This window comes from Pseudomonas knackmussii B13, assembly GCF_000689415.1.
GTDB lineage: Bacteria > Pseudomonadota > Gammaproteobacteria > Pseudomonadales > Pseudomonadaceae > Pseudomonas > Pseudomonas knackmussii.
On the sequence record NZ_HG322950.1, the window covers coordinates 3886809 to 3907196 of the forward strand.

The window sequence follows — 20388 nt, forward strand, 5'->3', positions numbered from 1 at the left end:
TCAAGTCAGGGGTTCCGTGCCAGTGGGGTCTGCAGGCTGCGCGCCAGCTCGACGAGCTGGACGAATTCGCCGCGCAGGCCATAAGGATCGTCGCCGCGCGCGCTCCTGGCCAGGGCCAGCGTGTCGTTCATGCCGAAATCACCGGTGTAGCGCCCACCGCTCAACTGCTGGGCGAACGCCGCCACCGCAGCGGCGAAGCGCAGGTCGTCGCTGGCCTTGGCCAGATCAGGCGCAGTGCCGGAAGCGGCGACCGGACGTTCGACGAGATGACTGGGCCCGCCCTCCGGCGCCTGCCAGCGCACTCGCAGCCAGGCCAGCTCGTCAGCTTTGCCTGAGGCCTTTTCGCTCGCCTGATAGCGCAGCGGGTCGAGCCAGCCCTTCTCGCCTTTCGGGACGATTTCGTACAGCGCGGTGACCGTATGCCCGGCGCCGATCTCGCCGGCATCGACCTGGTCGTTGTTGAAGTCCTCGCGCTTGAGCGCGCGGTTCTCGTACCCCAGCAGGCGGTACTCGCTGACCTGCGCCGGGTTGAATTCGAGCTGGATTTTCACGTTCTTCGCCAGTACCGCGAGGGTCGAACTGAGCTGGTCGACCAACACTTTGCGCGCCTCGCGCAGGTTGTCGATGTAGGCGTAGTTGCCGTCGCCGGCATCGGCCAGCTGCTCCATCAGGCGCTCGTTGTAGTTGTCCACGCCGAAGCCCAGGGTGGTCAGCGAAACACCGCTGCGGCGCTTCTCCGCGGCCATCTGCTTGAGCGTCTCGAAGTCGCTGACGCCGACGTTGAAGTCGCCGTCGGTGGCCAGCAGGATGCGGTTGATGCCCTTGTCGACGAAGCCCTGCTGCACCATGCGGTAGGCCAGTTCGATGCCGGCCGCGCCGGCCGTGGAACCGCCGGCCTGGAGCTGCTCGATGGCGGCGCGGATCTTCGCCTTGTCCTTGCCCGACGTGGGCTCCAGCACCACCCGCGACTCGCCGGCATAGACCACCAGGGAAACCTTGTCCTGCGGCCGCAGCTGATCGACCAGCAGCTTCAGCGTGCCCTTCACCAGCGGCAGGCCTTCGCGGCGATCCATGGAGCCGGAAACATCCACCAGGAACACCAGGTTGGCCGGCGGCAGCTGCTCGATGCTGCGCTCGCTGGCCTTGATGCCGACGCGCAACAGCCGGGTGTGCGGATTCCACGGCGAAGACGCCAGCTCGGTGGTGATACCGAAGGGGCTGTCGTCGCCGGGCGGGGCGTAGCTGTAGGGGAAGTAGTTGAGCATCTCATCCAGGCGCACCGCGCCCTGCGGCGGCAGGCGGCCTTCGTTGAGGATGCGCCGGACGTTGGCGTAGCTGCCGGTGTCCACGTCGATGCTGAAGGTCGACACCGGCGCCTCGGCGACGCTGTGTATCGGATTCTGCGCGAGGTTCTGGTACTGCTCGCGCTCCTCGTCGCGGTAGCCAGGCGGCTGCGGTTCCGGCGCACTCGGCATGGCATAGCTCTCCATCAGAGGCGCAGCGGCCGGTGCAGCGAGCTTGGCTTTCACTTCGGCTTCACGGACCTGGTCCTGGCTCGCCAAAGGCGCGACCTCGGGCTTGTCGGCGCGTGCGGCCTGCTCCGGGCTGGACTGGCCGCAACCACCGATGGCCAGCAGCAGGCCGATGGCGACGGGACGAAGGGGAATGGCGGGAAGCGACATGGTGGCGGCCTCGAGAAGGATTCCTCCCTTCAGACGAGGCCGTCAGATGAAACGGGTTAAAGGGGAGTTTCGTAGGAGCGAGCTTGCTCGCGATCAGCTCCGCTGCGAAGCCGGTTCGCGAGCAAGCTCGCTCCTACAAGAGCCGGCTTACGCCGCGATCTGCTCCTCGTGGCAAAGCTGGCAGGCCAGCATGCCGAGGGTCATGATCGCCCGCTCGGCCTCGCGGTCCCAGGGGATGCCGCACGTCAGGCGCAGGCAGTTGTTGAACTGCTCGGTGTTACTGAAGATCAGCCCCGGCGCGATGCTGATGCCCTGCTCCAGCGCCCGCACGTGCAGTTCCTTGGTGTTGACCTTGGCCGGCAGGCTGACCCAGAGGATGAAGCCGCCCTTGGGCCGGGTCATCTGCGTGCCTTCCGGGAAGTACTGCTGCACCGCCAGCTGGTAGGCGGTCATGTTCTTCCGGTACTCCTGGCGGATGTAACGCAGGTGCCGGTCGTAGCCGCCATTCTCCAGGTACGCAGCCACGCCCATCTGCGTCACCGTGCACGCCGAATGCGTGGTGAAGGTCTGCAAGCGGCGAATCTCTTCCTGGTAACGCTCGGCGATGATCCAGCCGATGCGCACGCCAGGCGAGATGGTCTTGGAGAAGCTCGAGCAGTACACCACCCTGCCCTCGCGGTCATGGGCCTTGAGTGCCTTGGTCTGCCCCTCGTCGAACATCAGCTCGCCGTAGATATCGTCCTCGATCACCCCGATGTTGTGCTCGGAGGTGAGTTTGAGCAGCTGCTTCTGGCGCTCCTCGGGAATGGTCCCGCCCAGCGGGTTCGACAGCCGCGCGGTCAGTACCAGGGCCTTGATCGACCACTGGTTGGCGGCCAGCTGCAACGCCTCCAGGCTGATGCCGGTAAGCGGGTCGCTGGGGATCTCGATGACCTTCAGGCCGAGGATGTCGGCCAGTTGCAGCAGGCCGTAATAGCTCGGCGATTCTGTGGCGATCAGGTCGCCCGGGCGGGTCATCACGCGCAGCGCCATATGGATGGCGTCGACGCAACCGTGAGTGATGGTCACCTGGCTGGGATCCACCACCACGCCAGCATCGCGCATGCGAATCGCCACCTGGCGGCGCAGCGGCTCGTAGCCGGGGCTGAACATGTAGCTGAAGGCGCGCGGGCTGGAGAAGCGCGTGACCTTGGCCAGTTGCTGGTGCAACGCACGAACCGGGAGGTAATCGACGTGCGGCACCGCGGCGCCCAGCGGGAACACGCCTTCGCGGCGGGCCTCGGCGAGCACCTGGTTGATGATGCTGCTGCGGGTCACCAGGCCGGGCCGCTCGACCCGCGCGATATCAGGCGTCGAGGCGGTCAGCGCCGGGGTGTGGTGTACGTAGTAGCCGGACTGCGGGCGAGCGCGGATCAGTCCCTGATCCTCGAGGGTCGCGTAGGCCTGCAGCACAGTTGCATGGCTGACGTTGAGCTGGGTGCTCAGCTTGCGCACCGAGGGCACGCGCTCGCCCGGCTGGTAGACACCGCGACGGATGTCGTCGGCCAGTTGCTGGGCGATGCGTTGGTACAGAAGCAGATTGCTCATGACGGCGATCCCTCGAACATTGGACCGAAACAGTATCCAAAAACTCGAAACTGTTCCAGAACAGTAGCAGGGAAACATGCCGATACAGCTGCTCGCCGATGGCCGGCGCAGGCCGCGGGCTAGAGGGCCTCAGAACTCCCCGAGCCAGTCCAGCATGCCGGCGACCACCAGTTGCGCATCGTTGCTCACACCCAGTTTCTGCATGGCATTGCGCTTGTGTGTACTGATCGTGGAAACGCTGCGATTGGTACGCTCGGCGATTTCACCGACGGTGGCGCCGTGGGACAGGCGGCGCAGGATATCGATTTCGGTTGGGCTCAACGGACGCCCGGTATGGCGCGGCGGACGCAGGCTGGTGTCGATGTAGGTCTGCCCTTTACGCAGCCTTGCAATGGCTTCGTCCAGCAGGTTCAGCGCGCTGCGCTTGCAGATGTAGGCGCTCGCGCCGCAGCGCAGGGCTGCCCGCGCCATCAGTGGTGCGCCCATGATCGAGTAGACCAGGATCTTCAGGTTCGGATAGTGGCGCTGCAGCCACTCGATCAGGTGGACGCCATCCCGGCCGCGCGAGCCTGGCAGCGCCATCTCGATGATGACCAGGTCGAGCCCCTCGAGGGTTTCCAGCTTTTCCAGCAGCGAGTCGGTATCGGTGACCCAGTCCAGCACCTGGGTACGGCAGTTTTCATCCAGGTAGCGCTGCAACCCCCAGCCGATCATGGGCTGGGCATCCGCGACTATGGCCTTGAGTATTTCCTGTTTCGACGACATCGGGTGTTCCTGTTGGTGGGCGCGACAGATACAGCTGCCGCGTGGCGCGTATTGTCACCAAGGGATGCCTCGAAATTTTTCGAGTTACTCCCCACCTACAGGCTAGCAGCGGGCCGGTCTCGCGCCGGCCGCTGCAGCAAGGCTCAGCGCTGGCCGCCGAGCTTGCCCTTTTCGTCGGAGAAGACGATTTCCACCCGGCGGTTCTGCGCGCGGCCGAGGGACGAGGCGTTGTCCGCCACCGGATAGGCCTCGCCGAAGCCCTGGACCTGGATGCGCTTGTCGCTGATCCCGAGGTCGGTCAGCACGTCGGCGACCGATTGGGCGCGGTTCCGCGACAGCTCGACGTTTTCCTGCTGGTCGCCCTGGTTGTCGGTGTAGCCCTCGATGCGGATCACCCGCCGCGGGTTGAGCTGGAGGAACTGCACCAGCTTGAGCACCGTGCGGTTGGCCGCGGGCTTGAGCTCCGCCTCCCCGCTGTCGAACAGCACGTCGCCGAGGGTCAGCACCAGGCCGCGCTCGGTCTGGTCGGTGGCCAGGCTGACCATCTGCTCTTCCAGCCATTGGCTTTGCGCCTGCACGCTCGCCAGCTTGGCCTCGCGCAGCGCCAGCTGCAGACGCTCGCGGTCGAGCTGCTGGCGCGCCAGGCGCTCCTGGTTCGCGTCCAGGTTGGCGCGCTCACGGGCGATTTCGCTGTAGCGCTGGCTCAGATAAGCGTATTGCAGGACGTCGTCATTGCTGCCCCAGTAGCCGGACAGGCGTTCGGCGCGCGCCAGGGACTCGCCGGCGCGGATCACGTCGCGCGGCGCGCTGTGCAGCACGACCGTATCGCCTTTGACGGCCTGGAACTCGCCGCGCGCGCGATCCAGGGCCTGGTCGGAAGCCGGCGAATGACTGCAGCCGGCCAGGCCTGCCATGGCGAGAAGTACGGCGGTCGACAGAAGGAAACGGGTCATTTCGCCTCCCCCAACTGACGGCGCAGCCGATCTATGCTCTTGCCCTGCTCGGCCAGTTGCTCGCTGCTCTTGCGAGTCAGCACCCGCGCTTCGGCCAAGCGTGCATCCAGTTCTGCCTGCTCGGCCAGTTGCCGGGCCTGCTTGTTGCTGGCGCCTTTCAGTGCGCCCTGCGCGGCCTGGTATTTGTCCTCGGCCAACTTGTATTCGGCGACGTCGGCATTGGCGCCCACGGCCTTGGCTTGTTCCAGGGCCTGTTCGGTGAGGCGCATCTGTTCGGTAGGTACTGGGTCGCTGGCGCATCCGGCCAGGGCGGTCAGCGCAGTGAGCGCCAGACCCGCCAGGGTCGTCCTTCGATTGATCACGAAATCTTCTCTACGGCGAGGGGGTAGCGGTGGTCTTCGTCTGTTGCGCCTGCCAACGCTGCAGGTTGCGCTGCAGCAGGCGCTGGGGAATCCCGGAAGCGGTCAATTCTGTCATTTTTTCCTGCAGTTGTCCGCGCAGCTCCGGCCCATAGCAGGGCGACGCGTGCGCGAGGGTGAGGAACAGCCCCTCGCTGGAAACCGGCGGTTCCAAGGGCTGCAGGTTGTCCGTCAGCCCCAGGCGCGCCGCCGTGGCCAGCCCCGGGAAGCGCTCGTACAAGGCGTAGTCGGTGCGCCCCAGCACCAGCTTCTGGAAGGCTTGCGCCACGCTCGGCACTTCCTCCAGGTTCAGGTGCTGCTCGGCGAAGGTGTCGAAAGCGGCGCCGAAGCTGTTGTTCACCAGCGTGCCGCCGGTGTGGCCCTGCAGGTCTGCCCAGCGGGCATAGGAAAAGGCTTCGCCGTTGCGTACCCAGACCACATTGTCGGTGGTCAGGAACGCCGGCTGGATGTAGTCCATCAGCTTCTGCCGCTCGGGCGTGAGGAAGGCACCGGCGAGCAGGTCGATCCGCCCCAGGCGCGCCTCTTCCTGAGCCCGCGCCCAGGAGCCGGCGTAGCGCACATGGATGGTGACGCCTAGCGCCTTGCCCAGTTGTTCCATCAGATCGGCGTTGGCGCCAATGAGGCGTTCCGGATATTGCGGGTCGCGCCAGAGGAACGGCGGGTACTCCGGATTTCCGCTGGCTACCAACACCGAACACTGGCTGCTCGCGGCCTGCGCGGCGAATGGCGACACCAGGCAAACGATGGCCAGAGTCAGGCAGAAACGGACTAGCGGTTGCGACATGAAGCGGCCTCGCAGACCCAAAAAACACACGCATTCGTAATGCCAAGGCATGCTAGCGTACTTCGCTTATACCCACACCGGTCACAAGGATCGTCCATGAAGAAAGCCCTGCTGGTCCTGCTCATGTTGCTGGCCGTCGGCGCCGGCACCTTCTATGCGTTTCCCGGAACGCTACTGGCGAGCGCACAGTTCGTCGATAGAACCCGCGCCGGGCTCAGCGTGAAAACCCTGCGCGTCGACGGACTGAACATCCGCTATTACGAAGGCGGCCCGAGTGATGCGGAAACCGTCCTGCTGGTGCATGGCTTCGGCGCCGACAAGGACAATTGGCCAAAATTCGCCCGCTACCTGACCTCGCGCTACCACGTCCTCATCCCGGACCTGCCCGGCTTCGGCGAAAGCAGCCAGCCGACCGGCATCAGCTACGACGTCGGCACCCAGGCCGAGCGCCTGCTGAACTTCACCACCGCCCTGGGCATCGGCCGCGTGCACCTGGTCGGCAACTCCATGGGCGGGCAGATAGTTGCGATCTATGCCGCGCGTCATCCGCAGCAGGTGTTCAGCGTGGCGCTGTTCGACAACGCGGGCGTGCAGGCTCCGCGCAAGAGCGAATTCTTCCAGCGCCTGGACAAGGGCGAAGCCAACCCGCTGGTACTGACCCGTGCTGACGACTTCCCTACCCTTGTCGATTTCGTCTTCTACCAGGCGCCGCCCATGCCGGCGCGCCTTCAGCACTACCTGGGCGAACGCGGCCTGGCGCGCAGCGATATGAACGCGCAGATCTTCAGCCAACTGCGTGATCGCTACATTCCGCTGGAGCCGGAGCTGCCGAAGATCACCGCACCGACCCTGCTGCTCTGGGGCGACCGCGACCGCATCCTGGACGTCTCCAGCATCGACGTCATGAAGCCGCTCCTGCGCCAGCCGAGCGTGGTCATCCTGCGCGACTGTGGCCACGTGCCGATGATCGAGCGCCCCGAAGAAAGCGCCAAGGACTACCTGACGTTCCTCGACCAGGCGCAGGCCGCGCGCCACTGAAACGAAAAAGCCCGCTTCGCAGCGGGCTTTTTCTTGGGGCGGGATCGGGCTTAGACGGCCTTTTCCAGCTCCGGTACCAGTTCGAACAGATCGCCAACCAGGCCGTAGTCGGCAACCTGGAAGATCGGCGCCTCTTCGTCCTTGTTGATGGCCACGATGACTTTGGAGTCCTTCATGCCCGCCAGGTGCTGGATGGCACCGGAGATGCCCACGGCGATGTACAGCTGCGGAGCGACGATCTTGCCGGTCTGGCCGACCTGCATGTCGTTCGGCACGAAGCCGGCGTCGACAGCAGCGCGGGAAGCGCCGACGGCAGCGCCCAGCTTGTCGGCCAGGGCGTAGAGGATCTTGAAGTTGTCGCCATTGCCCATGCCGCGGCCACCGGAGACCACGATCTTGGCAGCGGTCAGTTCCGGACGGTCGGACTTGGCCAGCTCTTCGCCGACGAAGGCGGACTTGCCGGCATCGGCCGGGCCGGAAACGGCTTCAACGGCAGCGGAACCGCCTTCGGCCGCAACGGCGTCGAAACCGGTGGTACGCACGGTGATCACCTTCACGGCGGCCGAGGACTGCACGGTGGCGATGGCGTTGCCGGCATAGATCGGACGCTTGAAGGTATCGGCGCTGACTACGTCGATGATCTCGGAGATCTGGTCGACGTCCAGCAGGGCGGCTACGCGCGGCAGGAAGTTCTTGCCATTGGTGGTAGCCGGGGCCAGCACGTGGCTGTAGCCCTTACCCAGTTCAGCGATCAGCGGAGCGACGTTCTCCGGCAGCTGGTGGGCGTAAGCGGCGTTGTCGGCGACCAGCACCTTGGCAACACCTGCGATCTTGGCAGCGGCTTCGGCCACGCCACCGACGTTCTGGCCGGCGACCAGGACGACGACGTCACCGCCGATCTTCTGTGCGGCAGCGACGGTGTTCAGGGTGGCAGCGCCCAGGACGCCGTTGTTGTGCTCAGCGATTACCAGGATAGCCATCAGATTACTTTCGCCTCGTTCTTCAGTTTCTCGACCAGTTCAGCAACAGACTTGACCTTGATGCCGGCGCTGCGGGCAGCCGGAGCTTCCACTTTCAGGGTCTTGACGGTGGAAGCGGTAGAAACGCCCAGGGCGTCCGGGGTAACAACGTCCAGCGGCTTCTTCTTCGCTTTCATGATGTTCGGCAGCGAGGCGTAGCGCGGCTCGTTCAGGCGCAGGTCGGTGGTGACGATGGCCGGCAGGTTCAGCGCAACGGTCTGCAGACCGCCGTCGATTTCACGGGTGACGTTGACCTTGTCGCCAGCGACTTCGACCTTGGAGGCGAAAGTGCCCTGGGCGTAGCCAGTCAGCGCAGCCAGCATCTGGCCGGTCTGGTTGTTGTCGCTGTCGATGGCCTGCTTGCCGAGGATGACCAGCTGCGGCTGCTCTTTGTCGACAACGGCTTTCAGGGCCTTGGCGATGGCCAGGGAGCTCAGGTCGTCGTTGGATTCGACCAGGATGGCGCGGTCGGCGCCCAGGGCCAGGGCGGTGCGCAGTTGTTCCTGGGCAGCGTTCGGGCCGACGGAGACGGCGATGATTTCAGTGGCGACGCCCTTCTCTTTCAGACGTACGGCCTCTTCCACGGCGATTTCGCAGAAGGGGTTCATGGACATTTTCACGTTGGCGAGATCGACGCCGGAGTTGTCCGCCTTGACGCGGACCTTGACGTTATAGTCAACCACTCGTTTGACAGCTACAAGAACCTTCATGGATTCCTCGTTTTTCTCCGGTGAATAGGAATGTCGCCAGACAGGCCTGGCCGGTAGTGCACGCCATCTGCAACTACATGCAGCAAGACCGCGACCGCAAAACCGTGGCTATCTTGACCGGATCGCCTTGTCGGGTCAATACACCAAAATACCCCTCCATAAGCTCCGGACCCCGATTCTATCAGGGCTCCATGCATTTCAAACAAACGTTTGTATTGCTCAAAATGGGGGGTATAACTATGCTGGGCCCTGTCGCTATAATTGCGCCCCGCTCTGTCCGGGGTAGTGCCCCCGGCCCATACCAACAAATAGCCGTAGAGCCCTGAGTTAGGAGAGATCGAGAAGTGGAACGCGAATACATGGAATTCGACGTCGTCATCGTCGGCGCCGGCCCTGCCGGTCTGTCCGCCGCCTGCCGACTGAAGCAGAAGGCCGCCGAGGCTGGTCAGGAGATCAGCGTCTGCGTGGTCGAGAAGGGTTCCGAGGTAGGCGCCCACATCCTCTCCGGCGCCGTGTTCGAACCGCGCGCGCTGAACGAGCTGTTCCCCAACTGGAAAGAGCTCGAAGCCCCGCTGAACACTCCGGTCAAGCGCGACGACATCTATGTCCTGAAGAACGACACCGCCGCTGCGAAGGTGCCGAACTTCTTCGTGCCCAAGACCATGCACAACGAAGGCAACTACATCATCTCCCTGGGCAACCTGTGCCGCTGGCTGGCCCAGCAGGCCGAAGGCCTGGGCGTGGAGATCTACCCGGGCTTCGCCGCTCAGGAAGCGCTGATCGACGAGAACGGCGTGGTTCGCGGCATCGTCACCGGTGACCTGGGTGTCGACCGTGAAGGCAACCCGAAAGAGGGTTACTACACCCCCGGCATGGAACTGCGCGCCAAGTACACCCTGTTCGCCGAAGGCTGCCGTGGCCACATCGGCAAGCAGCTGATCAAGAAGTACAAGCTCGACAGCGAGTCCGACGCCCAGCACTACGGCATCGGCATCAAGGAAATCTGGGACATCGACCCGGCCAAGCACGAGCAGGGCCTGGTGGTGCACACCGCCGGCTGGCCGCTGAACGACGAGAACCCGGGCGGCTCCTTCCTTTATCACCTGGAGAACAACCAGGTGGTGGTCGGCCTGATCATCGACCTGTCCTACAGCAACCCGCACCTGTCGCCGTTCGACGAGTTCCAGCGCTACAAGCACCACCCGGTGATCAAGCAGTACCTGGAAGGCGGCAAGCGCGTGGCCTACGGTGCCCGCGCCATCTGCAAGGGCGGCCTGAACTCGCTGCCGAAGATGGTCTTCCCCGGCGGCGCGCTGATCGGTTGCGACCTGGGCACCCTGAACTTCGCCAAGATCAAGGGCAGCCACACCGCCATGAAGTCCGGCATGCTGGCTGCCGAAGCCGTTGCCGAAGCCCTGGCCGCCGGCCGCGAAGGCGGCGACCAGCTGACCAACTACGTCGACGCGTTCAAGGCCAGCTGGCTGTACGACGAACTGTTCCGCAGCCGCAACTTCGGCGCCGCGATGCACAAGTTCGGCGCCATCGGTGGCGGTGCGTTCAACTTCATCGACCAGAACATCTTCGGCGGCAAGATTCCGTTCACCCTGCACGATACGACTCCGGACTACGCAACCCTGAAGAAGGCCAGCGAAGCGCCGAAGATCGACTACCCGAAACCCGACGGCAAGATCAGCTTCGACAAGCTGTCCTCGGTGTTCCTCTCCAACACCAACCACGAAGAAGACCAGCCGATCCACCTCAAGCTCACCGACCCGAGCGTACCGGTTGGCAAGAACCTGCCGCTGTACGACGAGCCGGCGCAGCGCTACTGCCCGGCCGGCGTGTACGAAGTGGTCAGCAACGACGACGGCAGCAAGCGCTTCCAGATCAACGCGCAGAACTGCGTGCACTGCAAGACCTGCGACATCAAGGACCCGGCGCAGAACATCACCTGGGTTGCCCCGGAAGGCACCGGCGGTCCGAACTACCCCAACATGTAATTCCCGCTCCAACGAAAAAGGCTCCCCTCGGGGAGCCTTTTTCATTTCCGTACCAGTCGCCGTAGTAAAACTTCGAAAAAACTACCGGCCACCTTTCGACCCACAGGTCATGGCTGCGGGCCGATGGCGAAAAACTCCCCGCAGCTCCATACCCCCAGCCACTCTTCGCCGTCGATCAGCCTCGGCACAGCCAGCTCCACCAGTTGATAGAACACGTTGCGATGGATCAGCGCTTCCAGATTGCTGCGCACCAGTACATAAGGCGCCGGCTCCTGGGTCCGCGGATCGATGAGCACGCGAATGGGATGCTCGGGGCCGGCAACGAACTCGTCCTCGACGTTGCTGGTAAAGCGCAGCAGTTGCTGCTCGCCCTCCCCTTCGACAGCCAGGGTCACAGCGACGAACGGCGCATCGTCGACACGAATGCCGCACTTCTCCACCGGAGTGACCAGGAAATAGTCATCGCCATCGCGGCGGATGATGGTCGAGAACAGCTTGACCATCGGCTTGCGGCCGATCGGCGTGCCCAGGTAGTACCAGGTGCCATCGCGGGCGATGCGCATGTCGATATCGCCGCAGCACGGCGGGTTCCACAGGTGCACCGGCGGCAGGCCCTTGCCCGGAGTCGAGGGAATCTGCGCCAGCAGGTCGCCGGCCTTGCCTGGATCGGTCATTGGAACTCCTCTGTCGCCTTCACCCCCAGCAGGCTGCGGGCATACTCTTCCAGCGGTGCGCCGAGCAGGTCCTCGGGCTTGGCATCATAGAATGTCAGGAATCCGCCGCGGCTGCGGATCGTCGCACTGTCCACCAGATAGCGATTACCGGTTTCGATCAGCATTACCTGAATCACGCTGCGGTCGCGACCGACAGCGTTGTCGGTGTCTTCGTACTCTTCCCAGTTGCCCGCGTTGTCTTCGGCACGAGCGAAGCGCGTGTAGAGGAGATAGTCGGCGCCGGCTGCGCGCGCCTCCTGCATGGCGCCATCCAGGCCGAGCGGCATCTTGGCACGGCGCACCTGAGGGAAGTATTCGACGAAGCCGTTGAAGGCCTCCTCGGCGACCACATTGGGGCGCGCATAGGGGTGGCCGGCAGGGACGAACGGCCCCTGGGCGATATAGATGAAGGAGTCCGACTGGATTCGCCGGTTGGCGATGCGGCGCATCTGGCTGTGGTCCAGGAAGCCGGCGTCACCCATGTAGTAACCGGTGCGGTCGACCATGTCGCTGGGTTTCATACAGCCACTCAGTGCGACAAGGGCCAGGGTCAGAATCAGGTAGCGCATGCAGTTTCTCCACCGCCGGCGACAGAAAGCCGGCGCTGGGCGCACAGATGCAGCTTCCGCGCCATCATAAGCCGCGCTGCCATTCCTGGCGCAGACCGGCCTGCTGCGGACGCTCGATGGCTTCGCGAACCTGGGCCAGCAGGCGCGACTTGTCAGCACCGAGCACGCCTTTGAGCACCAGGTAGTTGGACGCATGGTCGCTGCGGAATACGGTATCGCGCAGTTCGAGCCCCTGCAGCAGACGCTCGACCTCGACGAACAACTGGCCCTGCTCCAGCGGCTGGAAGTCCGGGAAACCTTCGCGATAGCGCTGTTCGCCCGTCGGGAAGCTGACGACCAGCGTGGACAGGAACTCTGGCTGCGCATCGTTCATCAGGCGCGCCGAATTGTCCGCATGCTGCTCGCTCAAGGTCTTACCGCCCAGGCCATTGAGAATCATCACCGAACGCTTGATACCCGCCTGACCGAGCTTGTCCAGCGCGTCCAGCGTCGATGCGTAGGTTTCGCCCTTGTTTACCCGCGCCAGGACCTCGTCGTCACCGGACTCGGCGCCAACATAGGCCATGCGCAATCCGGCGTCGGCCAGCTCCTTGAGCTCGTCGACCGACTTCTTGCGCAGGTTGCGCGGCAGGCAGTAGCTGGATACGCGATCCACCTCAGGCATGTGGTCGCGGATCGCGCGCAGGATGTTCAGTAGTCGTCGAGTCGGCAAGACCAGGGCATCGCCGTCGGCGAGGAACACGCGCTGAACGATCAGCTGTTCGCCGCAGCGGCGAATCTCCTCGAGCACCTCAGCTTCATCGCGGGCGCGGAATTTCTTCTGCGGCTGCGTATACATCTCGCAGAACCCGCACTGGTTCCAGGAACAGCCATTGGTCACCGGCAGGATCAGCGAATGCGCCTCGCTCGGCGGACGGAACACCGGTTCGATGTAGGAAATCGGGAAATCTTGCATGAAGGGAATGATCCGGAATACGCGGTCAGCCGCCGATGATCTTCATCACCGTGACACCGCCGGAGAACGCCAGCTCCTGCTTGTCCGCCAGCGCCTTGACCAGCAACCGCTGCAATGCGGGTAGCGCCTGGTGGCGAGGTTTGTCGAGAAGATCGCCGACGTAGTGACGATTGCTCGACGACAGGCAGCCGTGCAGCCAGCCAGTGGAAGAAAGGCGCAGGCGCGAGCAGGTGCGGCAGAAAGGTACGCTTTCGTTGGCGATGATGCCGAAGTGGCCCTGCCCCGGCACTTCGTAACGCAGTGCAGTGGCATCTACCGGCGCGTCAGCCTGAAGATAGGCATGGTTCTGGCCGATCAATTCCAGCAGTTCGTTCAGGCCAACGAATTGGCTGGCGAAGGCATTGCCGTCGCGGGCCAGGTGGCCCATGCGCATCAGCTCGATGAAACGCAACTCGAAACCGCGCTCCAGGCAGTAATCCAACAACGGCACCACCTGGTCGAGGTTCTTCCCGCGCAGCGGCACCATGTTGATCTTGATTTTCAGACCGGCAGCGTGAGCCTCGTCGAGCCCCTTGAGCACCGTGGCCAGGTCACCGCCGCGGGCGATGGTGCGGAAGGACTCGGCGTCCAGGGTATCGAGCGAAACGTTCAACCGGCGAATGCCACATTCCAGCAGCAGCGGGAGCTTGCGCGAGAGCAACTGGCCGTTGGTGGTGAGGCTGATGTCCTTGAGGTCCAGCTTGCTGACCGCATGCAGGAAGGAGTCGAGCTTGGGACTGACAAGCGGCTCGCCGCCGGTGATGCGCAGACGCTCGATGCCGGCCGCTTCGATCAGGTAGGCCACACCGCGCGCCAGGTTCTCGGCGGAAAGTTCGTCCTGCGCCGCGACCAGCCGCTTGCCGTCCGGCACACAGTAGGTGCAGGCGTAGTTGCAGGCAGCGGTAAGGCTGACGCGCAGGTTACGAAAGCGTCTGCCCTGGCGGTCGACGATCATCCATCGGCTCCGGCGGAGAGTGTCTGTTCAGTATATCCCCGCCCGGGCCGGCGGACTTACCCTGGAACGACCTATCCAGGGGCCGAATGACGACTCAGGCGGAAGGCGAATCACCGTCGCGCTTGCGCTTGTTGCCCATGCGCACGCCGATGTCCATGAGGAATTGGAAGAAGCCTTCCTGATCTTCCAGCACGTCACGCCAGAACGGCGAGTGGTACAGCGCCACGGCGCCATGCACCAACGCCCAGGCCGCGCAGTAGTGGAAGTACGGCGGTACGTCTTCCAGCTTGCCGGCGGCGATGCGCTCCTTGATCAACTGGCTCAGGCGCTCGAAGTTGGATTCGCGGATCTTGTGCAGTTCCTCGACCATCTCCGGCACCTGGCTGTTCTTCACCACCTTCTCTTCCAGGCGGTCGAACAGACGGTAGCGCTGCGGGTCGCGCATGCGGAACTCGAAGTAGGCGCGCGAGAGACGCTCCTTGTCCCGTGCGACGTCCTCGGAGTGGAACAGCGCAGCCAGGTCGCGCTCGTAGTCGAGCATCAGGCGCAGGTAGATCTCCGCCTTCGACTTGAAATGCTTGTAGATGGTGCCTTTGCCGATGCCCACGGCATCGGCGATCATCTCGACCGTGACACTGTCTTCACCCTGTTCGAGGAACAGTTTGAGGGCGGTATCGAGAATCTCCTGTTCGCGACGTCGGAATTCGCGAACCTTGCGCGGCTCTTTCTGCATAAAAAGACTGTCAGGTCAAAAATAGTCAAATTGCGGAGCCGCGTATTATGCCTATTCAGCGCCAAATTGCACGGAACATCCGCCATGAATCTGCTTTCCCATGAGTTTCCCCTGGAACCCGGACTGCGCTACCTGAACCACGCGGCGGTAGCGCCGTGGCCGCGGCGCAGCGCCGACGCGGTAGCGGCCTTCGCTCGCGAGAACATCCACCTGGGCGCGCGCGATTATCCGCGCTGGCTGGAGATCGAAAAGCGCCTGCGCGAACGCCTGGCGCGTCTACTCAATGCCGCTACCACCGGCGATATCGCGCTGGTAAAGAACACTTCCGAAGCACTGTCCTTCGTCGCCTTCGGCCTGGACTGGCGCCCCGGCGACCAGGTGGTGATCAGCAACCAGGAGTTCCCCTCCAATCGCGTGGTCTGGGAAGCACTGAAGCCGCGTGGAGTAGAAGTCATCCAGGTAAGCCTCGACGGCACCGATCCAGAGGCCGATCTGCTCGCCGCCTGCGGACCGCGTACCCGCCTGCTGTCGATCAGCGCCGTGCAGTACGCCAGTGGCCTGCGCATGGACCTTGAGCGCCTCGGCGTCGGCTGTCGCCAGCGCGGCGTGCTGTTCTGCATCGACGCCATCCAGCAGATCGGCGCCCTGCCCTTCGACGTGCAAGCCTATGACTGCGCGTTCGCCATGGCCGACGGGCACAAATGGATGCTCGGCCCCGAAGGCCTTGGTGTTTTCTATTGTCGGGCCGCCGAGCGCGAGCAACTGGCGCTGCAGGAATATGGCTGGCACATGCTGGAGAGCGCCGGCAATTACAACCAGACCGACTGGCAACCGGCTCGTAGCGCAAAACGATTCGAATGCGGCAGTCCGAACATGCTCGGCGCCGTAGCCCTGGAGGCAAGCCTGAGCCTGCTGGAAGAAACCGGCATGGCTGCAGTCGGGGCAGCAGTGGCAGCCCGTGTGCAGCAACTGCAAGACGGCCTGTCACGAATCGCCGGGGCGACCCTCCACAGTCCGCTGCAGGTCGAACGCCGCGCAGGCATCCTGACCTTCAGCCTGGACGGATGGGACAATGCCGCCTTGCACGAGCGCCTCAAAGCCGAACAGGTGGTGTGCATCCAGCGTGGAGCCGGTGTACGCCTGTCTCCACACTTCTACACATCGGAAAGTGTGATAGACGACACATTGGCGATCATCGCCGCGCTGAGTCGGGAATAAGCCGGCGGCATGCTGGGCATGGGTACTTGACGGGCATGGCGGAGGACCTAAAGCCGGGGAGCTATCTGCAGTATTCCAAATCCGTTTAAAAAACCGCCGGGCGGCGGTGGAAGCCCTGCAAAGTTGGCCAATACTTGAAATTACTGGTGTGCGGCATCTCCCCCCAAGTGTCCCACCAGTGAAGGTACCGAGGATCGCGTACCTTATTGTTACACTCCTAATGGTCTTGACCCGGATTCATCCCCCAGAACCCGGGTTTTTTTTATGCGCGCGAAAAAGCCTTGCCGAGCATTACGCTCAAGCGGCCAGCGGGAACAGGCGTTTGAAGTTGGCAGTGGTCTGCTCGGCCAATGTTTCGAAGCTCACACCACGTAACACCGCCAGATACTCGGCAACCTCGCGCACGTACTCCGGAAGGTTCGGCTTGCCGCGATGCGGCACCGGCGCAAGGTAAGGCGAGTCGGTTTCCACCAACAGACGATCAGCCGGCACCTGGCGTGCGACTTCGCGCAACGCTTCGGCATTGCGGAAAGTGACGATGCCCGACAGCGAGATATAGAAGCCGATATCCAGGGCTGCCTTGGCCATCTCCCAGTCTTCAGTGAAGCAGTGCAGCACACCCGCCTGCGGCAGCGCCGCTTCGCGCAGCAGCGCCAACGTATCGGCGCGCGCCTCGCGGGTATGCACGATCACCGGCTTGCCGGTGATCTTGGCGGCCTCGAGATGGAGGCGGAAGGCTTCCTGCTGCAGTTCGGCGGCTTCCGGCTCGTAGTGGTAGTCCAGGCCGGTCTCGCCTATGGCCACCACGCGAGGGTGATTCAGCTCCGCCAACAGCCAGTCCAGCGCCGGCGCGGCCCCCGGCTCCAGGTCGAGCGGATGGACGCCCACCGAGCAGTGCACATCGTCGTAACGCTCGGCCAGATCCTTCACCGCCTTGGCGTTGTCGGCGCTGACGCCGATGCAGAGGAACTGCCCGACGCCCCGGGCGCGGGCGGCATCCAGCGCGGCATCGAGCGAACCGCCGTGGGCGGCCAGGTCCAGACGATCAAGGTGGCAATGGGAATCGACCAGCATGGAAAAGGTACTCCGAAAATGACGAAGCGCCCCTTCGGGCGCTTCCTGCTTGCAGCCAGCAGCAAATTACATGGTGTGGGTCGGCCGGTCCGACTTCAGCGCCCCGGCCAGGTATGTCTCGATCTTGTTGCGCGCGGTGTTGTCGCCGTCGTTGAACTGCACGCCGATACCCGCAGCGCGGTTGCCCTGAGCACCCTTCGGCGTGATCCAGACCACCTTACCGGCGACCGGGATCTTCTCCGGCTCGTCCATCAGGTTGAGCAACATGAAGACTTCGTCGCCCAGCTTGTAGGTCTTGTTGGTCGGGATGAACAGCCCGCCGTTGCGAATGAACGGCATATAGGCGGCATAGAGTACGGACTTGTCCTTGATGGTCAGGGACAGGATACCGTTACGCGGTCCCAGGTTCGGTGGCAAGCTCATGCGGCTGTCCTAGCGATGATCCGATTGCGCCGATTCTAGCCCGGCCCCGGCAGGCTTGCCCACTGTGCCAACAAGGCTTCGAGAAGCAGGGCACGGTTGAGGTTGGCCTTGTTCAGCACTTTCTGCCGATGCTCGAGCAGCCAGTCCTGGATCGCCAGCACCTTGGGCTGAGCTGACTTCTCTGCAAGGTACTGCACCACCTTGCGCATGTCCGCCAACCCGAGCCCGCTTTCGTCACGGGTCAGTTGGTAGCGCAGGATGCCCAGCGCCCAATCGCAGAACCAGTCGAACAGCAGGGGCAAGGGCAGCGCATTCCAGCTTTCCGCCAACTGGCCGGGAGCGATCTGTTGCTTGAGCAATTTCTTCACGCCCTCGACCACCAGGGCGCGCTGTTCGCGCACACCTTGGCCATGCAGGCGCTGCGCCGTCAGCGGCGAACCGCCGGCCAGGACCAGCAACTCATCCAGCGACTCGACCGGCTCCTCCGGGATGGCAGCAGCCAGCCACGCACGGCTCTGCTCGGCGTTCGGCTGCGGACATGCCTGCTGTACGCAGCGGCTCTTGATGGTCGGCAGCAAGCGGCTGGGCTGGTGGCTGATGAGGATCAGCACGGTGTCGCCGGAAGGTTCTTCGAGGCTTTTTAACAGGGCGTTGGCAGAGTTCAGGTTCATGGCCTCCGCCGGCTCGAGCAGCACCACCTTGCGCCCGCCCAGCTGCGCTGTCTGCACCACGAACCCCACCAGCTCACGGACCTGGTCGACACGGATGGGTTTCTCAGGCTCCTCCGGCTCCAGCTGGAAATAATCCGGATGGGTGCCGGCCGCCAGTAGCTGACAGGCTTTGCACTGGCCGCAGGCGTACCCTGCCGTCGGTTGCTGGCAGAGCAGGAAAGCAACCAGGTTGTCGGCCAGCGCGCGCTTGCCGATACCGGCCGGCCCGTGCAGCAGATACGCATGCGCGTGCCGAGCGCGACCGCTCAGTTGCTGCCACAGCACAGACTGCCAGGGGTAGATCTCAGCCATGCAGGCGCTCCAGCAGCATGGGCAGCAGCGAATCCAGATCGGCCTGCACCTGCGCCAGCGATTGCGCGGCGTCCAGCACGTGATAGCGCTGCGGCTCGGCGGATGCGCGGCGCAGATAGGTCTGGCGTACGGCCTCGAAGAACTCGCGCCCCTCCTGCTCGAAGCGATCCAGACGACCGCGCGCCGCCGCACGAGAAAGGCCGACTTCCACCGGAAGATCGAAGACAAGCGTCAGATCCGGACGCAGGTCGCCCTGGACGAAGCGCTCCAGCTCGGCGATGCGTGCCTCTGGCAGCCCGCGACCACCGCCCTGGTAGGCGTAGGTGGCGTCGGTAAAACGATCGCAAAGAACCACCGCGCCACGTGCCAGCGCCGGGCGAATGACCTGGGCGATGTGCTGGGCGCGAGCGGCGAACATCAGCAACAGCTCGGTATCCACCGCCATGGGCTCGTCGCTCGGGGTCAGCAGCAGGTCGCGAATGCGCTCGGCCAGCGGCGTACCGCCCGGCTCGCGAGTAAGTTGCACTTCGATGCCGCGCTCGCGCAGACGCTCGGCGAGGTATTCGCGGTTGGTGCTCTTGCCCGCGCCTTCGGGGCCTTCCAGGGTGACGAACAGGCCGCTCACTCGGCTCTCCTTCTGTCTTACTGCTGCTGTGCCGGGGCCTGCTCGGAGGCCTCCGCCGGTGCGTTCGCCGCAGCCGGCGCGGGGCTGGACCTGTAGTCCGCACGCCGCTTGAGCTGGAACTCCTGCACCGCCTTGTTGTGATCGTCCAAGTTGTCGGAGAACACGTGGCTGCCATCGCCGCGGGCGACAAAGTAAAGGCTTTGCCCGTCAGCGGGATTGAGCGCCGCATGGATGGCGTCGCGCCCGGGCATGGCAATCGGTGTCGGCGGCAGCCCGGCGACTACGTAGGTGTTGTAAGGGGTCGGCTCGCGCAGGTCGGCCCGGCTGATCTTGCCGGTGTAGCGCTCGCCCATGCCGTAGATCACCGTCGGGTCGGTCTGCAGCAGCATGTTCTTTTCCAGGCGCCGCACGAAGACCCCGGCGATCTGCGCACGCTCCTGCGGCACACCGGTTTCCTTCTCGATCAGCGAGGCCATGATCAGAGCCTGGTACGAATTCGCGTAGGGCAAATCCTGCCCTCGGCCGTCCCACTCTTCCTTGAGGATCTTGTCCATGCGCTGGTAGGCCTGCTTGAGCAGGTCGATATCGCGCATACCGCGCACATAGCGGTAGGTGTCCGGGAAGAAATGTCCTTCGGGGGCGATGTCGGCCTTGCCCAGGCGCTTCATCACCTCGGCGTCGCTGAGACCGGCCAGGGTCGCCTCCAGCTTGGGCTGGCGCGCGAGCAGCTCGCGGAATTGATGGAAGGTCCAGCCCTCGACCAGGGTCAGGCTGTATTGCACGACATCGCCTTCGCGCCACAGGGCTAGCAGATCAGCTCCATCCATGCCCGGCTTGAGGCGATACTCGCCACTGTGCAGGGCCTGGCCAGAGAGGTTGAATCGCCAGTAAAGACGCAGCCAGAAGGCACCGTGCAGCACCTCCTCATCCTGCAGGCGGGCCAGCAAGGCGCCCGGCGTGGCACCCGAAGGGACGTCGAGCAGGCGCTCCTCGGTGAGCTGCAGCGGCTGCTGCAGGGCGCGGTGCTGCTCCCAGCCTGCCAGGCCCAGCAATAGCCCGGCCAGCAGCAGGCCGCCTTCCAGCAGCACCAGCAATTTGCGCATCA

The 20388-nt window shown here is 64.1% G+C and carries 21 protein-coding genes; 3 read left to right on the top strand and 18 right to left on the bottom strand.

The features are described 5' to 3' along the window. Window positions 1-5: 5 nt before the first annotated feature. The 6 genes from PKB_RS18310 to PKB_RS18335 form a co-directional block, all read right to left on the bottom strand. Window positions 6-1682, bottom strand: a complete 1677-nt coding sequence (locus PKB_RS18310; protein ID WP_043253423.1) for a vWA domain-containing protein — start codon at window positions 1680-1682, stop codon at window positions 6-8. A 147-nt stretch (window positions 1683-1829) separates the two neighbouring features. Next, on the bottom strand, window positions 1830-3269 hold the full coding sequence (locus PKB_RS18315) for an aminotransferase-like domain-containing protein (protein ID WP_043253424.1): 1440 nt from the start codon (window positions 3267-3269) through the stop codon (window positions 1830-1832). 129 nt (window positions 3270-3398) lie between these two features. After that, the gene (locus PKB_RS18320; RefSeq protein ID WP_043253425.1) at window positions 3399-4034 is read right to left on the bottom strand and encodes a LuxR C-terminal-related transcriptional regulator; all 636 of its coding nucleotides are present in this window, start codon (window positions 4032-4034) and stop codon (window positions 3399-3401) included. A gap of 143 nt (window positions 4035-4177) precedes the next feature. Next, the gene (locus PKB_RS18325; protein WP_043253426.1) at window positions 4178-4987 is read right to left on the bottom strand and encodes an OmpA family protein; all 810 of its coding nucleotides are present in this window, start codon (window positions 4985-4987) and stop codon (window positions 4178-4180) included. Then, window positions 4984-5346 carry a DUF4398 domain-containing protein gene (locus PKB_RS18330; protein WP_371370562.1) on the bottom strand — a complete coding sequence of 121 codons (363 nt, stop codon included), beginning with the start codon at window positions 5344-5346 and terminating at the stop codon, window positions 4984-4986. Before PKB_RS18330 ends, PKB_RS18325 begins: the two co-directional genes overlap by 4 nt. Window positions 5347-5359: 13 nt before the next feature. Next, window positions 5360-6190: a substrate-binding periplasmic protein gene (locus PKB_RS18335; RefSeq protein ID WP_043253427.1), complete on the bottom strand. Its 831-nt coding sequence runs from the start codon at window positions 6188-6190 to the stop codon at window positions 5360-5362. A 96-nt stretch (window positions 6191-6286) separates the two neighbouring features. Between PKB_RS18335 and PKB_RS18340 the strand changes: the two genes are divergently transcribed. After that, complete coding sequence (locus PKB_RS18340) at window positions 6287-7228, top strand: alpha/beta fold hydrolase (RefSeq protein ID WP_043253428.1); 942 nt, start codon at window positions 6287-6289, stop codon at window positions 7226-7228. Window positions 7229-7278: 50 nt separating this feature from the next. Here PKB_RS18340 and PKB_RS18345 read toward each other — a convergent pair whose 3' ends face one another. Together PKB_RS18345 and PKB_RS18350 are read right to left on the bottom strand one after the other, a co-directional pair. Further along, complete coding sequence (locus PKB_RS18345; RefSeq protein ID WP_043253429.1) at window positions 7279-8208, bottom strand: electron transfer flavoprotein subunit alpha/FixB family protein; 930 nt, start codon at window positions 8206-8208, stop codon at window positions 7279-7281. Next, window positions 8208-8957: an electron transfer flavoprotein subunit beta/FixA family protein gene (locus PKB_RS18350; RefSeq protein ID WP_043253430.1), complete on the bottom strand. Its 750-nt coding sequence runs from the start codon at window positions 8955-8957 to the stop codon at window positions 8208-8210. Before PKB_RS18350 ends, PKB_RS18345 begins: the two co-directional genes overlap by 1 nt. Before the next feature lie 344 nt (window positions 8958-9301). Between PKB_RS18350 and PKB_RS18355 the strand changes: the two genes are divergently transcribed. After that, window positions 9302-10957: an electron transfer flavoprotein-ubiquinone oxidoreductase gene (locus PKB_RS18355; protein WP_043253431.1), complete on the top strand. Its 1656-nt coding sequence runs from the start codon at window positions 9302-9304 to the stop codon at window positions 10955-10957. Between the two features lie 107 nt (window positions 10958-11064). Here the strand turns inward: PKB_RS18355 and PKB_RS18360 are convergent, their stop codons facing one another. The 5 genes from PKB_RS18360 to PKB_RS18380 form a co-directional block, all read right to left on the bottom strand. Next, window positions 11065-11631 carry a DUF1285 domain-containing protein gene (locus tag PKB_RS18360; protein ID WP_043253432.1) on the bottom strand — a complete coding sequence of 189 codons (567 nt, stop codon included), beginning with the start codon at window positions 11629-11631 and terminating at the stop codon, window positions 11065-11067. After that, window positions 11628-12239, bottom strand: a complete 612-nt coding sequence (locus PKB_RS18365) for a DUF4823 domain-containing protein (protein ID WP_043253433.1) — start codon at window positions 12237-12239, stop codon at window positions 11628-11630. Before PKB_RS18365 ends, PKB_RS18360 begins: the two co-directional genes overlap by 4 nt. 64 nt (window positions 12240-12303) lie before the next feature. After that, window positions 12304-13194 carry a radical SAM protein gene (locus tag PKB_RS18370; RefSeq protein WP_043253434.1) on the bottom strand — a complete coding sequence of 297 codons (891 nt, stop codon included), beginning with the start codon at window positions 13192-13194 and terminating at the stop codon, window positions 12304-12306. Between the two features lie 25 nt (window positions 13195-13219). Further along, window positions 13220-14188 carry a GTP 3',8-cyclase MoaA gene (locus PKB_RS18375; RefSeq protein WP_043253435.1) on the bottom strand — a complete coding sequence of 323 codons (969 nt, stop codon included), beginning with the start codon at window positions 14186-14188 and terminating at the stop codon, window positions 13220-13222. Window positions 14189-14282: 94 nt separating this feature from the next. Next, complete coding sequence (locus PKB_RS18380) at window positions 14283-14921, bottom strand: TetR/AcrR family transcriptional regulator (protein ID WP_043253436.1); 639 nt, start codon at window positions 14919-14921, stop codon at window positions 14283-14285. Window positions 14922-15005: 84 nt separating this feature from the next. On the opposite strand from PKB_RS18380, the gene PKB_RS18385 reads away from it, so the two are divergent. Then, window positions 15006-16139, top strand: coding sequence for an aminotransferase class V-fold PLP-dependent enzyme (locus PKB_RS18385; protein WP_043253437.1), 1134 nt, complete (start codon window positions 15006-15008; stop codon window positions 16137-16139). Between the two features lie 297 nt (window positions 16140-16436). On the opposite strand, the gene PKB_RS18390 is transcribed toward PKB_RS18385, so the two are convergent. From PKB_RS18390 to mltG, 5 genes are all read right to left on the bottom strand, one after another. After that, window positions 16437-17213: a TatD family hydrolase gene (locus tag PKB_RS18390; protein ID WP_043253438.1), complete on the bottom strand. Its 777-nt coding sequence runs from the start codon at window positions 17211-17213 to the stop codon at window positions 16437-16439. 66 nt (window positions 17214-17279) lie between these two features. Continuing rightward, window positions 17280-17636 (bottom strand): PilZ domain-containing protein, encoded by a 357-nt coding sequence (locus PKB_RS18395; protein WP_009621447.1) that lies wholly within the window; start codon window positions 17634-17636, stop codon window positions 17280-17282. A 35-nt stretch (window positions 17637-17671) separates the two neighbouring features. After that, the gene (locus tag PKB_RS18400) at window positions 17672-18658 is read right to left on the bottom strand and encodes a DNA polymerase III subunit delta' (RefSeq protein ID WP_043253439.1); all 987 of its coding nucleotides are present in this window, start codon (window positions 18656-18658) and stop codon (window positions 17672-17674) included. After that, window positions 18651-19283 carry a dTMP kinase gene (tmk, locus tag PKB_RS18405; protein ID WP_043253440.1) on the bottom strand — a complete coding sequence of 211 codons (633 nt, stop codon included), beginning with the start codon at window positions 19281-19283 and terminating at the stop codon, window positions 18651-18653. The genes PKB_RS18400 and tmk overlap by 8 nt, the downstream gene beginning before the upstream one ends. Before the next feature lie 17 nt (window positions 19284-19300). Beyond that, window positions 19301-20386: an endolytic transglycosylase MltG gene (gene mltG, locus PKB_RS18410; protein WP_043253441.1), complete on the bottom strand. Its 1086-nt coding sequence runs from the start codon at window positions 20384-20386 to the stop codon at window positions 19301-19303. Window positions 20387-20388: the final 2 nt, after the last annotated feature.

Excerpts from the sequence above, each read along its gene's own strand:
- PKB_RS18310 (WP_043253423.1), bottom strand. The coding sequence starts at position 1,682 with ATGTCGCTTCCCGCCATTCCCCTTCGTCCCGTCGCCATCGGCCTGCTG.
- PKB_RS18315 (WP_043253424.1), bottom strand. The coding sequence starts at position 3,269 with ATGAGCAATCTGCTTCTGTACCAACGCATCGCCCAGCAACTGGCCGAC.
- PKB_RS18320 (WP_043253425.1), bottom strand. The coding sequence starts at position 4,034 with ATGTCGTCGAAACAGGAAATACTCAAGGCCATAGTCGCGGATGCCCAG.
- PKB_RS18325 (WP_043253426.1), bottom strand. The coding sequence starts at position 4,987 with ATGACCCGTTTCCTTCTGTCGACCGCCGTACTTCTCGCCATGGCAGGC.
- PKB_RS18335 (WP_043253427.1), bottom strand. The coding sequence starts at position 6,190 with ATGTCGCAACCGCTAGTCCGTTTCTGCCTGACTCTGGCCATCGTTTGC.
- PKB_RS18340 (WP_043253428.1), top strand. The coding sequence starts at position 6,287 with ATGAAGAAAGCCCTGCTGGTCCTGCTCATGTTGCTGGCCGTCGGCGCC.
- PKB_RS18345 (WP_043253429.1), bottom strand. The coding sequence starts at position 8,208 with ATGGCTATCCTGGTAATCGCTGAGCACAACAACGGCGTCCTGGGCGCT.
- PKB_RS18350 (WP_043253430.1), bottom strand. The coding sequence starts at position 8,957 with ATGAAGGTTCTTGTAGCTGTCAAACGAGTGGTTGACTATAACGTCAAG.
- PKB_RS18360 (WP_043253432.1), bottom strand. The coding sequence starts at position 11,631 with ATGACCGATCCAGGCAAGGCCGGCGACCTGCTGGCGCAGATTCCCTCG.
- PKB_RS18365 (WP_043253433.1), bottom strand. The coding sequence starts at position 12,239 with ATGCGCTACCTGATTCTGACCCTGGCCCTTGTCGCACTGAGTGGCTGT.
- PKB_RS18370 (WP_043253434.1), bottom strand. The coding sequence starts at position 13,194 with ATGCAAGATTTCCCGATTTCCTACATCGAACCGGTGTTCCGTCCGCCG.
- PKB_RS18375 (WP_043253435.1), bottom strand. The coding sequence starts at position 14,188 with ATGATCGTCGACCGCCAGGGCAGACGCTTTCGTAACCTGCGCGTCAGC.
- PKB_RS18380 (WP_043253436.1), bottom strand. The coding sequence starts at position 14,921 with ATGCAGAAAGAGCCGCGCAAGGTTCGCGAATTCCGACGTCGCGAACAG.
- PKB_RS18385 (WP_043253437.1), top strand. The coding sequence starts at position 15,006 with ATGAATCTGCTTTCCCATGAGTTTCCCCTGGAACCCGGACTGCGCTAC.
- PKB_RS18390 (WP_043253438.1), bottom strand. The coding sequence starts at position 17,213 with ATGCTGGTCGATTCCCATTGCCACCTTGATCGTCTGGACCTGGCCGCC.
- PKB_RS18395 (WP_009621447.1), bottom strand. The coding sequence starts at position 17,636 with ATGAGCTTGCCACCGAACCTGGGACCGCGTAACGGTATCCTGTCCCTG.
- PKB_RS18400 (WP_043253439.1), bottom strand. The coding sequence starts at position 18,658 with ATGGCTGAGATCTACCCCTGGCAGTCTGTGCTGTGGCAGCAACTGAGC.
- mltG (WP_043253441.1), bottom strand. The coding sequence starts at position 20,386 with ATGCGCAAATTGCTGGTGCTGCTGGAAGGCGGCCTGCTGCTGGCCGGG.